Genomic DNA, 14,093 nt, shown 5'->3' on the forward strand with positions numbered 1-14,093 from the left:
CAATCGCCAGCGACTTATTCGACGACTCTGGGGACCAGATACAGGCCGTCTTCCACGGCCGGTGCGCAGCGCTGAAAGCGTTCGCGCTGGTCGCTCTCGGTCACTTCGTCGGCGCGCAGGCGCTGGGTGGCGTCGAGCGGGTGGGCCAGCGGCGCCACGCCGCTGGTGTCGACGGCCTGCAGACGATCGACCATGTCCAGGATTCGGCTCAGGTCGTCCACGTAGCCCGCGGCTTCGTCGTCGTTCAGGCCTAGGCGAGCGAGAAAGGCGGCTCGCCGCACGTCTTGGAGTTCAAGCGCCATAACGTCTGCGGTCCTCAATGAAGGCTTCAGGCAAGGCGGGTCGATTGCGGTGCGATGCGCCGCAATCGACCGTTGGGAAAATAGCTTGATACGGTAGCATAACTCGCTTGGAAGGGCATCTCGCTTGCCGGGCTGCCCCCGCGATGATACCGTTTGCCTCCGCACAGGGTTCCGGTCTGGACTAGGTGAAAGACTTCCATGTTTAAACGTTTGAGGGGGCTGTTCTCCAGCGATCTGTCGATTGATCTGGGTACCGCCAACACACTGATTTATGTACGCGGTCGCGGTATCGTCCTGGACGAGCCCTCGGTAGTCGCGATCCGCCAGTCGGGCAATATGCGTTCTGTCGCGGCCGTGGGGGTCGACGCCAAGCGCATGCTCGGCCGTACCCCGGGCAACATAACCGCGATCCGCCCGATGAAAGACGGCGTGATCGCCGACTTCACCGTCACCGAGCAGATGCTCCAGCATTTCATTCGCAAGGTTCACCAGAGCACGTTCCTGACCCCGAGCCCGCGTGTGCTGGTCTGCGTGCCGTGCATGTCGACCCAGGTCGAGCGGCGTGCCATCAAGGAATCCGCCGAAGGGGCGGGCGCCCGCGAGGTGTTCCTGATCGAGGAGCCGATGGCGGCCGCCATCGGCGCCGGACTGCCGGTCGAGGAAGCCCAGGGCTCGATGGTCGTCGACGTGGGCGGCGGTACCTCCGAGATCGCCATCATCTCGCTCAACGGCGTGGTCTACTCCGAGTCGATCCGTGTCGGTGGCGACCGTTTCGACGAAGCGATCACCGCCTATGTGCGTCGCCACTACGGCAGCCTGATCGGCGAGGCCACGGCGGAGCGCATCAAGGAAGAGATCGGCTGTGCCTATCCGGGTGGCGAGCTGCGCGAGATCGACGTGCGTGGCCGCAACCTGGCCGAAGGCATTCCGCGCAGCTTCACGCTCAATTCCCACGAGATTCTCGATGCCTTGCAGGACCCGCTGGCTTCCATCGTTGCCGCGGTCAAGAGCGCGCTGGAACAATCGCCGCCGGAACTCGCCTCCGATATCGCCGAGCGTGGCCTGGTGCTGACCGGCGGTGGCGCCCTGCTGCGCGACATGGACAAGTTGATTGCCGAGGAAACCGGTCTGCCGGTGATCGTCGCCGAGGATCCGCTGACCTGTGTGGCCCGCGGCGGTGGCAAGGCCCTCGAGATGATCGACCAGCACACCTTCGAACTGCTTTCCAGCGATTGATCAACGGCGGCGCTTTGCGCCGCCGTTGATCGTCGCAGATGGGCCGCCTTCTCGAATGCGGCCCGCTTTCGTGGTCAGCTCGCAGGGAGTCGATCTATCAAACCGCTGTTTTCGCAGGGGCCCGCCCCCGGCTATCGCATGCTGCTATGCGCCTTCATCGCCTTCGCGTTGATGTTTGCCGAGCACCGTCTGCCGCGATTCGCGGAATTTCGCGCGGAGTTGTCGACCCTGGTCACCCCGGTGCAGTGGCTGGTCAGCCTGCCCAGCGATGCACTTTCCTGGGGGGCGCTGATGATCACCGACCAGCGCGAGCTGGTCGAGGAGAATCGCCGCCTGCGCGAGCAACTGCTGACGCTGTCCTACCGCGTCAAGCGCATGGCCAGCCTGACTGCCGAGAACACGCGTCTGCGAGAGTTGCTGTCCGCAGCGCAACGTCGTCAGGTGCCGTATATCGGCGCCGAACTGCTGTCGCTGGACTCCGACCCCTTTACCTACCAGATGGTCATCGACCGCGGCCGCAGTAGCGGCGTGCGTGTCGGTTTGCCGGTGATGGACGCTTCGGGGCTGATCGGCCAGGTAGTCTCGGTGTCCGCCTACACCAGCCGAGTCCTGATGGCCGTCGATGCCAGCCATGCGGTACCGGTGCAGAGCACCCGCAACGGGCTGCGGTTCATCGTCCAGGGGACCGGCAGTTACGACACCCTGGATGTGCTGAATGTGCCCGATACGGCCGACATCCAAGCCGGCGACCTGCTGGTGACTTCCGGTTTGGGCGGGCGTTTTCCCGAAGGCTTCCCGGTGGCTCGCGTCAGCGAAGTGGTCCACGATCCCGGCGAGCCGTTCGCCCAGGTCAGCGCCGAGCCGATCGCCCAGCCCGAAAGCTCGCGGTATTTTCTGATCCTGTTTCCGCCGCCGCGCGCAACGCGGATCAGCAGCGACGCGGTCGGTGTTGCCGTCGAGGCCGCCACCGGCCAGCCACAGCCCGGCCAAGGCGCCGCCAAGGAGCAGCCATGAACGTGTCCCTGCGCGGCCTGGCGACTACCTGGATCAGCCTGTTTCTGGCCTTGTGTCTGCAGGTCATGCCGCTTCCCGATGCCTGGCTGGTCTGGCGCCCCGACTGGCTGGGCCTGGTGCTGATCTACTGGTGCGTGGTCGCACCGCAACGGATCGGCGTGTTCCACGGCTTCATCCTCGGTCTACTGCTCGACCTGATCGAGGGCGCGCCACTTGGCCAGAATGCACTGGTGATGGCGCTGATCGCCTTTCTCGCCTTGCTGGTCTATCAGCGCATGCGCGCCTACGCGCTGGTTCAACAGGCGGTGCTGGTGTTCGTGCTGCTGGGTATCGCACAACTGCTCGAGCAGTGGCTGCGGATCATCTTCGGGCCCTTCGCGATCAATCTCGCCTTCCTACTGCCGGCACTGATCGGCGCGGTGCTATGGCCCTGGTTCTATACCTTGCTGCAAATGCTACGGCGACGCCTGGGGGTGAGCTGAATCCGCCTCATGCCGGCGATAGTTCGTCAAGGAGACGCCAATGACGCTTGTTGCCCCTGTGCTGCGCCTGGCATCGGCTTCGCCGCGACGCCGTGAATTGCTCACGAGCATTGGCGTGACGAGTGAGGTGGCACCGGTGGCTATCGACGAGACGCCCCACGCCGGTGAAAGCGCTGGCGATTATGTGTCGCGGCTGGCCCGCGACAAGGCATTGGCGGGGGCGGCCGGCAGCACGTTGGTGACACTCGGCTCGGATACCGCGGTGGTGATCGATGGTGCCATTCTCGGCAAGCCGCGCGATCGCGAGCATGCCTGCGCGATGCTCAGTGCCTTGTCCGGGCGCTGGCATTCGGTGATGACCGCGGTGGCAGTGACCGGCCCGCAGGGATTGCTGCAAGCGTGCGTGACCACGCGGGTGGCGATGCGCCCGATCGCCGCGACCGAGATGGCCGCCTACTGGGCGACCGGCGAGCCCGCCGACAAGGCCGGTGGCTATGCCATCCAGGGGCGTGCGGCGATGTTCGTCGAGCGCATCGAAGGCAGCCATTCGGCAGTGGTCGGCCTGCCGCTTTACGAGACCGCGCAATTGCTTGAGCGTCAGGGCCTCGCACTATGGCCTGACGGCGCCGGCGCTGTGTCATAATCGAGCCAAGAGCTTAGCACAAGGATTCCCGCATGAGTGGTGAGGTACTCATCAACCTGACCCCGATGGAAACCCGCGTCGCCGTGGTCGAAAACGGTGTCCTGCAGGAAGCCTTCATCGAGCGTAGCCGGCGTCGCGGTATCGTCGGCAACATCTACAAGGGCAAGGTCGTGCGCGTGCTGCCCGGCATGCAGGCGGCATTCATCGACATCGGTCTGGAACGGGCCGCCTTCATCCATGCCAACGAGGTGCTGCCGCCCAACACCCCGAGCGATGAGCAGGCGTCGATCAGCCAGTTGCTGCAACAGGGGCAGTCGCTGATAGTGCAGGCTACCAAGGACCCGATCGGTTCCAAGGGGGCGCGTCTGACCACTCATCTGTCGGTGCCCTCGCGCTATCTTGTCTACATGCCCGACTCGCCGCACACCGGCGTTTCCCAGCGCATCGAGGATGACGTCGAGCGCGAGCGCCTCAGGACGCTGGTCGAATCCTGCCTGGCCGATCACGACGCTGACGTGCCCGGCGGCTTCATCATTCGCACCGCGGCCGAGGGCGTGGGCGCCGACGAACTGATTGCCGACATGCAATTCCTGCTGCGGCTATGGCGCAAGGTCGACGAACGCAAGCTGACCGCGGCCGCGCCGAGCCGCATCTACGACGACCTGCCGCTGTACATACGCACGCTGCGCGACGTGATGCGCGACGACATCGAGAAGGTGCGCATCGATTCGCGCGAGAACTACCAGCGGCTGATCGAATTCGCCGAGGAGTTCATGCCCAACGTGGTCGAGCGCGTCGAATACTATCCGGGCGAACGGCCGATCTTCGACTTGTTCAGTGTCGAGGACGAGATCCACAAGGCGCTGGGCCGAAAGGTTCAGCTCAAGTCGGGCGGCTACCTGGTGATCGATCCCACCGAGGCGATGACCACCATCGACGTCAACACCGGCGGCTATGTCGGGCACCGCAATCTCGAGGAGACGATCTTCAAGACCAACCTCGAAGCGGCGACCACCATTGCCCGCCAGCTGCGCCTGCGCAATCTCGGCGGCATCATCATCATCGATTTCATCGACATGGAGGACAACGAGCATCAGCGTCAGGTCCTGCGGGTGCTGGAGAAGTCGCTGGAGCGCGATCATGCCAAGAACAAGCTGACCGGCGTCACCGAGCTGGGGCTGGTGCAACTGACCCGCAAGCGGACCCGCGAAAGCCTCGAACAGACATTGTGCGAGCCGTGCCCGACCTGTCAGGGGCGGGGCACGCTGAAGACGCCGGAAACGGTGTGCTACGAGATCTTTCGCGAGATCCTGCGCGAGGAGCGTGCCTATAGTCCCGATACCTACATGGTGCTCGCCTCGCAGGAAGTGGTCGACCGCCTGCTCGACGAAGAGTCCGCGGCGGTCGCCGATCTGGAGATCTTCATCGGCAAGACGATTCGCTTCCAGGTCGAAGGTCATTATTCCCAGGAGCAGTACGACATCGTGCTGATGTGAGCCCATGAGCCCGTTCCGTCTAACCCTGCGATGGGCCCTGACGTTGACGGCCCTGGCGCTGGTCCTGCTGGCGTTGCTGATCGGCGGCCTGCGTCTGAGGGTCGCGCAGCTCGACGCCGTGCGTGGGCGAATCGTCGCCGAGCTGTCGCAACAGTTCAATGCGAGTCTGACGATGAAGGCGTTCGAAGGGCGCCTGCAATGGTTCGATCCGGCGCTGCGTATCGACGATCTGCGCTTGATGTCGCAGGCAGGCAGCGATCCCTTTCCGCTGCTCGAGATCGAGTACGCCGACCTGCGCCTGGACACTGCTGCCTCGCTTCTTGCGCGGCAGCCGGTGCTCGGCGAAGCGCGCATCAGCCAGGCGACGCTGCATCTTTACCAGGATAGCGAAGGCCGCTGGCAATGGCCGGGACCGGCCGAAATCCCGCCCTACGTGATACCCGAGGGCGGCATGGACTTGTCGCGGCTTGACTATTGGGTACAGCTGTTGCTGCGCCAGCGGGTGGTGTTCAACGACCTGCGGGTGGTGCTGCACGGCCTCGACGAGACGCTGACGTTACGGGCGCCTCAGTTACTGATCGCCGAAGAATCGGGGCGTGCCCATCTCGAGGGGCAACTGTTCGTCGCCGACCAGTCGCAGCAATCGCTTTCCGTGGTGCTCGAAGTCCTGCCCGGGTCCCAGGGATTGAATGATTTCAGCGCTGCACTTCAGGCGCGCACGGATCTGGGCAGCCTGACGCGGCTGGGTCGGCTGCTCACACGCCGTGAGCCCTTGAGTCTCGAGCGGGTGAGTGGCGAGGCCGAGCTGTGGGCGCGTTGGCGCGACGGGCGCGTCGAGGATGCTCGGCTGGCCCTGTCGATACCCGAGCTGAGTGTCGCGGACAGCGAGGGCACCCTCGAACTGCGCGATATCCAGGCCCGCGGGCAGTGGCTGCGCGGTGACGGCGATGAATGGAATGCCTGGGTCAATAGCTTGTCCATGAACGATGCCCGGGACGGCGCCTCGTCGCTGCCCGAGCGTCTGCAACTGGCCGGCGAGGGCGATGACTGGTGGCTGCGCAGCTCGGCGTTTTCGGTGGATGAGCTGATGGCCTGGCGACGGCGGCTGCCGTTGCCCGAGCGCTGGCAATCGATGCTCGATGCGCTCAAGCCCGGGGGTCGCGTCGAGGGCCTGCAGGTGGGCCGACAGCAGGGCCAGTGGCAGGCGCGCGCCGCCTTGCAGGAGATGACCGCCCAGCCCTGGCAGGACGCCCCCGGTGGCGGCCCTTTCGATGCCTGGGTCGAGGCCGACGGTCGCACCGGGTACGTCGAATTCGCCGGCCGGCAGGGTGTCGAGCTGCGCTTTCCCAAGCTGTTTCCTGCCCCCTTGTCGCTCGATTATGCCAGCGGTCGCGTCAATTGGTCGCTGAACGGCGAGCAGCCGCAAGTCGCTGGCGAGGAGTTGTCGCTCGGCTGGCGCGGCGCTTCGGTCGACGGCGACTTTCAGCTGACGGTACCGGGCGAAAACGCCCGCCAGCGGCCCGGGCAATTCGCGTTGAACCTCGACATGCGCAATGTCGATGCGACGCAGACGCCGCTGGGCGAGTGGTTGCCGCTCGAGGTGTTCGATAGCGAGCTGCGTGAATGGCTGACCTCGGGCATCACCGGCTATGTCCCGCGCGGCTCGCTGCAGTTCAGTCAGCGCCTCGATGGCGAGGAGGCTGGCGCGACTCGGGAGAACGTCGATGAACTCGGCAAGAGCGCCGAGCTGCGCCTGGCCCTCGACGTCGAACGGGGCTACCTGCCCTACGATCCCGAATGGCCGGCGCTCAACGCGCTCAGCGGTCAGCTCACGCTGAATAACCAGACCCTCGAAGCGACGGTGGAGCATGCCGAGACCCTGGGCCTGGTCAGCGAAGGCGCCAAGGTATCGCTGGCCGACGAACGCTTGACGGTCGAAGGGCCGGTCGCTGGCCCCATTCAAGGCCTGTTCGACTTTCTGGCCGCCGCGCCGCTCGATGGCCTGGAGAGTTTCAGCGACTGGCGAGGCGAAGGGCGAGTCGACGGCCAACTGCGCCTCGGTGTGGCCATGGACACTCCGGAATCGGTAGACGCGCCTGTCGATGTCGATCTGCAGGCCCGTGTCGATGCACCGTCGATCCGTCTGCCCCAGGCCGATCTGGAGTTGGGCAACGTCAATGGCGCGTTGCGCTATAAATACCTCGGCGAACCTGGCAGCGACACCCTGACCGGTCAACTCGGCGCACGGGTCTTCGAGGGGCCGCTGCTTGCCGACTTCGATGTCGGCGGCCAGGGCGTGACCCTGGAGGGTCGCGCCCTGGCCCGCGGGCTGCTGGACTGGGCGGGAGTCGATGGCCTCGGCGGCCTGATCAGCGGCTATTTTCCCTATACGGCCGAACTCGACCTCGAGGCCGACAAGCCGAGCCTGAGCCTGAATAGCGATCTCCAGGGTCTGGCCATCGACCTGCCGGCGCCGTTCGGCAAGACGCTGGATGCCCGGGTTCCGCTTGCCGTGACGGCCTCGATCCCCGATCGTGTGGTCGAGCTCGAGCTGGCCGAGCGCTTGCGTCTGCGCTGGCGTTCGCTGGGCCCCGAAGGCGGCCAGGGTCAGGCCTGGTTGGAAAACTGGCCGGTCGATCCTGAATGGCCGAGTGGCAGCGGGTGGGACATCGCCTGGAACACCCCGCGGCTGTCGCTGGCAGGCTGGCAGCAAGCGCTGGCCGAGGTATCGCTGCCCTCGGCCGCGGATGAAGCCGAGGCCAACGGCCGCTCGGCGCTGACTCGGTTGCAGCGCTTTAACCTGCAAATCGACTGCCTGTACTATCAGCAGCGCTGCCTCGGCGATCTGCAGGCCTCGGCCAGCCCGCTGAACGAATATGGCTGGTCGCTGGGTCTGGCGGGTTCGCTGATGCAGGGACGTGGCGAGTATCGGCCGAGGCAGGCCGCGCCGCTGGATATTAGCCTCGCACGCTTGAATCTTGACCCGCTGCTCGCCGGTGGCGGCGAACAGAACGACGCCTCGTCACCCAGCCTGCAGAGCGAGATCGTCACCGCACCGCCCGAGCCCGCACCGCTGCCCGACTGGCTGACCCAGGTGCCGGCAGGCCGGTTGAGCATCGCCACGCTGTCGCGCAGCGGCCGTCAATTCGGCCCTTTCGAGGCGAATTGGCGGGAATCCCCCGACCGCCTGCGGCTCGATCCGGTCTCGCTGAAGCTGGGCGAGATAACCGCGCAGGGCGAACTGGTCTGGGAGGCCTCGGGCGAGCAGGCCAGCCTGACTCGTTCACGGCTATCGATCAGCGGCGGCGATCTGGGCACGGCGCTGGCGACGCTCGATCAGCCGGTGGCCATCAACTCGACGCGCACCGAGGTACAGACCCAACTGGCCTGGCCGGGCGCGCCCTGGCAATTCGCCCTGGCGCGTTCGCGGGGCAGCATCGAGGCGGAGCTGACCGACGGCCGTTTTCGCACCCTGGAGTCGCCCTCGGCGCGGCTGGTTGGATTGCTCAACGTCGACAACCTGCTGCGCCGGTTGCGCCTGGATTTCTCCGACGTCACCGGCGAAGGCACCGCATTCGACAGTGTCAGCGGCGATGCCACACTGTATGGTGGACGTCTGGAAACCCGCGGGCCGGTTGAAATCGACGGGACCTCCACCCAATTCACCCTGGACGGCAGCGTGGATCTGCTGGCACGCCAGCTCGATCTGACCCTTGGGGTCACCGTGCCGGTCAGCCAGAATCTGCCTCTGGCCGCCGTGATCGCCGGCGCGCCCTATGTCGGCGGCGCGCTGTTCCTGGCGGACAAGGTCTTCGGTGGCTGGCTCGACAAGGTCACGAGAATTTACTATCGCGTGGAGGGGCCCTGGACCTCGCCGCGAATCACCGTGGAAGATGCCGAATGACGCAACGCTCCCATTCGCCTCTCGACGAGGCCATAACCACCCTGCTCGCCCCCGGCGGCCTGGATGCCGAGGCGCTCGAGCCGGGCCTGGAACAGGCGCTGGGGCCGGGCATCGATTATGCCGACCTGTATTTCCAGCGTAGCTGGCAGGAAAACTGGGTCCTCGAGGACGGCGAGGTCAAGGACGCCAGCTTCAATATCGACGGCGGCGTCGGCGTACGCGCGCTGGCCGGAGAAAAGACCGGCTTCGCCTATTCCAACCAGATCACCGCCGATGCGCTGGCCGAGGCCGGGCGCACCGCTTCGGGGATCGCGCGCAGCGGTTCCCGGCTGATGCGGGTGCCGGTACACAGCGCGGCGGCGGCGCAGCGCTATGCCGGCATCGATCCGCTATCGGGGCTGTCCGCGGAGGACAAGATCGCCCTGCTCAAGCAGGCCGATCGCGTCGCCCGCGCCGCCGATCCCAGCGTCGCTCAGGTCAGTGCCTCGCTGAGCGGCGTCCATGAAGTGGTGCTGGTGCGCGCCAGCGACGGCACGCTGGCCGCGGACATCCGCCCGCTGGTGCGTTTCAACGTCAGCGTCATCGCCATGCGCGATGGTCGCCGCGAGCGTGGCAGCGCCGGCGGCGGCGGGCGCTATGCAATGTCGCGGCTGCGTGACGAGAACGTCGCCGAGCGCTACGCCAAGGAAGCCGTGCGCCAGGCGCTGGTCAACCTCGAGGCGGTCGACGCGCCGGCCGGCCAATTGCCGGTGGTGCTGGGCGCCGGCTGGCCGGGCATCCTGCTTCACGAGGCGGTGGGCCATGGCCTGGAGGGGGACTTCAATCGCAAGGGCAGCTCGGCGTTCGCCGGGCGCATCGGCCAGCCAGTCGCCGCCAGGGGGGTGACCGTGGTCGACGACGCCACGCTGGCCGAGCGGCGCGGTTCGATGTCGATCGACGACGAGGGCACGCCCGGCGCCTATACGCCGCTGATCGAGGACGGCATCCTCACCGGCTACATGCAGGACAAGCTCAACGCGCGGCTCATGGGCATGAGCCCGACCGGCAATGCGCGGCGTGAATCCTACGCGCACATGCCGATGCCGCGGATGTCCAACACCTACATGCTGGCCGGCCAGGACGACCCCGAGGACATCGTCAAGAGCGTCAGGCGTGGCATTTACGCGGTCAGCTTCAGCGGTGGGCAGGTCGACATCACCTCCGGCAAGTTCGTGTTCGCGGCCAGCGAGGCCTATCTGATCGAGGACGGCCGCATCACCGCGCCGGTCAAGGGAGCGACGTTGATCGGCAATGGCCCCGAGGCGATGGGGCGGGTGTCGATGATCGGCAACGACATGCAGCTGGACAGCGGGATCGGCGTCTGTGGCAAGGAGGGCCAGGGCGTGCCGGTGGGCGTCGGCCAGCCGACGCTGAAATTAGACGAGCTGACGGTCGGCGGCACGCAATCGTGAACGAACGTGCCTGCGCTCGCTCATGCGGCGTTGAACATCGGCTCGGCATGCTCATTTACGAACTTGTAAACTCCGCTGCCTCGCCGCTGTTCGCCTTGCCTGAGCATCGCTCGGCTACGTCCCGCGGGTATAGCACTATTAAATGCTGGCGGTATCGCGGATCAGTTGGAACAGCTTGCGGGCGTTGGTCGGCGGTTTGCCGCGCTGGCGCTCGCTCTGGGCATTGCGGATCAGCTGGCGCAGCGCCTGACGGTCGACGTGGGGGTGTTCGGCGATAAAGGCTTCGAGCGCCTCGCCGTCGTCCTCGACCAGCCGGTCGCGCCACTGTTCAAGGCGGTGGAAGGCGTGATCGCGGCGCAGCTTTTCCTGCTCGAATTCGTCGAACACGGCCTGGATGGCGGCGATGTCCTCGCGCCGCATGACCTTGCCGACGTACTGCATGTGCCGGCGGCGGCCTTCGTGGGAGCGGATGCGCGAGGTTTCCTCGACCGCCGCGAGCATGTCCTCGGACAGCGGCAGTCGGGCGCGCTGCGGGGCGGGCAGGGCGATGATCTTTTCGCCCAGCGCCTGCAGCGCCAGCATTTCGCGTTTGAGTTGGGACTTGCTCGACCGTTCCGGAAGATCGGCGGGGGACTCGAATGACATGCCATTTCCATAAGCATTTGGGAGGTTGGCGCAGTATACCAGCCAGCCTTCGCACAAGGAGACCAACATGACACAGGCTTTCGATGCGAGTGCGCAGCAGGCGCTGCTGGAAGCGCGTGCGGCGGCCGCGCTCGAGCAGGCCCGCGAGGCGGGTGCCGACGCTTGCGAGGTGGGCGCCAGCGTCGACCAGGGGATCAATGTCAGCGTGCGCATGGGCGAGGTGGAGACCGTCGAGTTGGCGCGCGACCAGGGCATTGCCGTCACCGTCTATGTCGGCCAGCGCAAGGGCAGCGCCTCATCGTCGGACGCCAGCGAGGCGTCGATCCGCGCGCTGGTCGACAGAGCCCTGACAATCGCCCGTCAGACCGGCGAGGACACGGCGTCCGGCCTGGCCGACAAGGCGTTGATGGCCACCGAGCTGCCGGATCTGAAGGTCCACCATCCATGGCAGTTGTCGACCGATCAGGCGATCGAGATGGCCCTGGCCTGCGAACAGGCCGGGCGCGGTGTGGCGGGCATCAGCAACTCCGAAGGCGCCGAACTGTCGAGCGGTGAAGGCGTACGGGTCTATGCCAACAGCCACGGCTTCATGGGCAGCCAATGCGGTAGCCGGCATTCGCTGTCGTGCATGCTGATCGCTCAGGACGAGCAGGGCATGCAGCGCGACTACGATTATTCCAGCGAGCGCGATCCGGCCAAGCTGGCCTCGCCCGAGGCGATCGGCCGGCGCGCCGCCGAGCGTACCTTGCGGCGGCTCGGCGCCAAGCGCCCGGCCACCGGTCGCATGCCGGTGATGTTCGCCCCTGAATTGGCCGGCGGGCTGATCGGACACTTGCTGAGTGCCATCGCTGGAGGCTCGCTCTATCGCGACGCCTCGTTTCTCTGTGACAGCCTCGGCGAGACGCTGTTTCCCGAGTGGCTGTCGCTCCAGGAGAAGCCGCGCGAGATCGGTGGGATGGCGAGTGCGCCGTTCGACAACGATGGGGTCTATACCCGCGACAACGTCTACGTCGAGCAGGGGCGGATCGCCAGTTACATGCTCTCGGCCTACAGTGCGCGGAGGCTCGGCATGACCACCACCGGCAACGCCGGCGGTGCGCGCAATGTGCGGCTGGACGCGCCGTTGAGCACACCCGAGGCGCTGCTGGCGCGGATGGGCAGCGGCGTGGTGGTCACCGAGCTGATGGGCCAGGGGGTCAACGGCGTGACCGGCGATTATTCACGCGGGGCGGCCGGCTTCTGGGTCGAGAACGGCCAGCTGCAATATCCGGTCGAGGAGTTCACCATCGCCGGCAACCTGCGCGGCATGTTCGGCAATCTGCTCGGGGTGGGCGACGATGTCGATACCCGCGGCAGCGTGCATACCGGCAGTTGGCTGATCGACGACATGATGGTGGCGGGGGGCTAAAGAGGGCCTACGGCCAGAAGAGGGAAGAGGCAAAATGATTCTTGCTACTTGTTCTTCTTCCAGGCGCATAGCGCCGTTCTTCCCTCTTCGAGACGCGAAGCGTCGGTCTTCCGTCTCCTATAGGTAGAACAGCGTCGCCAGGCCGAGGAAGGCCATGAAGCCGATCACGTCGGTGACGGTGGTCAAAATCACGTTGCCGGACAGCGCCGGGTCGATGTCGAGCTTCTTGAGCGCCACGGGCAGCAGGGTGCCGCAGAGCGCGGCGATCAGCAGGTTGATGACGATCGCTGCGGCGATGATGGCGCCCAGCGTCAGATCGTCGAACCAGACCACGGCGATGGCGGCGATCACCAGCGCCCAGAGCAGGCCGTTGAGCACGCTGACGATCAGCTCGCGGCTGAGCAGCCAGCGTACGTTGCTGCCCGAGACATGGCCGAGAGCGATGCCGCGGATCAACACCGTCAACGTCTGGGAACCGGCGATGCCGCCCATGCTGGCGACGATCGGCATCAATACCGCCAGCGCGGTGACACGCTGGATGGTGCCTTCGAACAGCCCGATCACCGCCGCCGCCATGAACGCGGTAATCAGGTTGACGCCCAGCCAGACCGCCCGTCGCCGACTGGTCCGCCAGACCGGGGCGAAGGTGTCCTCGTCGTCGTCGAGACCTGCCATGCTCATCACCTGATGCTCGGCGTTCTCGCGAATCACGTCGACCACGTCGTCGATGGTGATCCGGCCCAGCAGATGGCCATCGGTGCCCACCACCGGCGCCGACACCAGATCGAACTTCTCGAATAGCTTGGCGACGTCGCTCTCGTCGGTCATTGCTGCGATGCTGACCATGTCGGTATCCATCACTTCGCGGACCAGCATCGACGGATCGGAAACCAGCAGGCGATTGATCGGCAGGCTGCCGATCAGCTTGTCGTCGCGGGTCACCACCAACAGCGTGTCGGTGGTGTCCGGCAGGCGCTCATGACGACGCAGATAGCGCAAAACCACGTCGAGCGTGATATCCGGGCGGATCGTCAGCGCATCGGTGTTCATCAGCCCGCCGGCGGTGTCCTCGGGATAGGCGAGGACGGTCTCCAGACGCTGGCGTTCCTGCGCCTCCATCGAGGCCAGCACTTCGAGAGTGACGGTGTTGGGCAGGCGCTGCAGCAGATCGGCCAGGTCGTCGACGTCGAGCCGCTCGGTGGCCGAGACCAGCTGCTGGGTGTCCATGCGGCTGAGAAACACCGTCTGGATATCATCGTTGAGATATTGCAGGACGTCGCCCTGCAACTCGGGGTCGACCAGTGCCCAGAGCACCTCGCGCTCGCGCGGCGGGGTCGATTCGAGCAGATGAGCCACGTCGACCGGTGCCAGGCCGCGGTTGAGCATGCGTCGGACCTGATCCAGGGCGCCGTTTTCCAAGGCTGCGTTGAGCCGATCGAGGCGAGGCTGTAGTCGGCTTGGATTCTGGCTCATGGCAGTCGGCGTCCTTGATCGCCCCGCGGTGGGCGGCGT

Annotated in this window: 11 protein-coding genes; 8 read left to right on the plus strand and 3 right to left on the minus strand. The window is 65.9% G+C overall.

Annotated features, from left to right (window positions below):
- Positions 1 to 14: 14 nt before the first annotated feature.
- Complete coding sequence (gatC, locus tag HALZIN_RS0104810) at positions 15 to 302, minus strand: Asp-tRNA(Asn)/Glu-tRNA(Gln) amidotransferase subunit GatC (protein WP_031383109.1); 288 nt, start codon at positions 300 to 302, stop codon at positions 15 to 17.
- Positions 303 to 500: 198 nt separating this feature from the next.
- On the opposite strand from gatC, the gene HALZIN_RS0104815 reads away from it, so the two are divergent.
- From HALZIN_RS0104815 to tldD, 7 genes are all read left to right on the plus strand, one after another.
- On the plus strand, positions 501 to 1,538 hold the full coding sequence (locus HALZIN_RS0104815) for a rod shape-determining protein (RefSeq protein ID WP_031383110.1): 1,038 nt from the start codon (positions 501 to 503) through the stop codon (positions 1,536 to 1,538).
- Positions 1,539 to 1,634: 96 nt separating this feature from the next.
- A complete protein-coding gene (mreC, locus tag HALZIN_RS0104820; RefSeq protein WP_268871190.1) occupies positions 1,635 to 2,552 on the plus strand; it encodes a rod shape-determining protein MreC in 918 nt (305 codons plus the stop codon).
- Positions 2,549 to 3,034, plus strand: a complete 486-nt coding sequence (gene mreD, locus HALZIN_RS0104825; protein ID WP_031383112.1) for a rod shape-determining protein MreD — start codon at positions 2,549 to 2,551, stop codon at positions 3,032 to 3,034. The genes mreC and mreD overlap by 4 nt, the downstream gene beginning before the upstream one ends.
- Before the next feature lie 40 nt (positions 3,035 to 3,074).
- Positions 3,075 to 3,677 carry a Maf family protein gene (locus tag HALZIN_RS0104830; protein WP_031383113.1) on the plus strand — a complete coding sequence of 201 codons (603 nt, stop codon included), beginning with the start codon at positions 3,075 to 3,077 and terminating at the stop codon, positions 3,675 to 3,677.
- A 32-nt stretch (positions 3,678 to 3,709) separates the two neighbouring features.
- Positions 3,710 to 5,173, plus strand: coding sequence for a ribonuclease G (gene rng / locus HALZIN_RS0104835; RefSeq protein WP_031383114.1), 1,464 nt, complete (start codon positions 3,710 to 3,712; stop codon positions 5,171 to 5,173).
- Between the two features lie 4 nt (positions 5,174 to 5,177).
- A complete protein-coding gene (locus HALZIN_RS0104840; RefSeq protein WP_031383115.1) occupies positions 5,178 to 9,077 on the plus strand; it encodes a YhdP family protein in 3,900 nt (1,299 codons plus the stop codon).
- On the plus strand, positions 9,074 to 10,528 hold the full coding sequence (gene tldD, locus HALZIN_RS0104845) for a metalloprotease TldD (protein ID WP_031383116.1): 1,455 nt from the start codon (positions 9,074 to 9,076) through the stop codon (positions 10,526 to 10,528). Before HALZIN_RS0104840 ends, tldD begins: the two co-directional genes overlap by 4 nt.
- A 138-nt stretch (positions 10,529 to 10,666) precedes the next feature.
- On the opposite strand, the gene yjgA is transcribed toward tldD, so the two are convergent.
- A complete protein-coding gene (gene yjgA / locus HALZIN_RS0104850; RefSeq protein WP_031383117.1) occupies positions 10,667 to 11,173 on the minus strand; it encodes a ribosome biogenesis factor YjgA in 507 nt (168 codons plus the stop codon).
- Positions 11,174 to 11,240: 67 nt separating this feature from the next.
- Between yjgA and pmbA the strand changes: the two genes are divergently transcribed.
- Positions 11,241 to 12,581: a metalloprotease PmbA gene (gene pmbA, locus HALZIN_RS0104855; RefSeq protein ID WP_031383118.1), complete on the plus strand. Its 1,341-nt coding sequence runs from the start codon at positions 11,241 to 11,243 to the stop codon at positions 12,579 to 12,581.
- Positions 12,582 to 12,698: 117 nt separating this feature from the next.
- Here the strand turns inward: pmbA and mgtE are convergent, their stop codons facing one another.
- The gene (gene mgtE, locus HALZIN_RS0104860; protein ID WP_031383119.1) at positions 12,699 to 14,054 is read right to left on the minus strand and encodes a magnesium transporter; all 1,356 of its coding nucleotides are present in this window, start codon (positions 14,052 to 14,054) and stop codon (positions 12,699 to 12,701) included.
- Between the last annotated feature and the right edge of the window lie 39 nt (positions 14,055 to 14,093).

It is taken from the genome of Halomonas zincidurans B6, assembly GCF_000731955.1.
Classification (GTDB): Bacteria; Pseudomonadota; Gammaproteobacteria; order Pseudomonadales; family Halomonadaceae; genus Modicisalibacter; species Modicisalibacter zincidurans.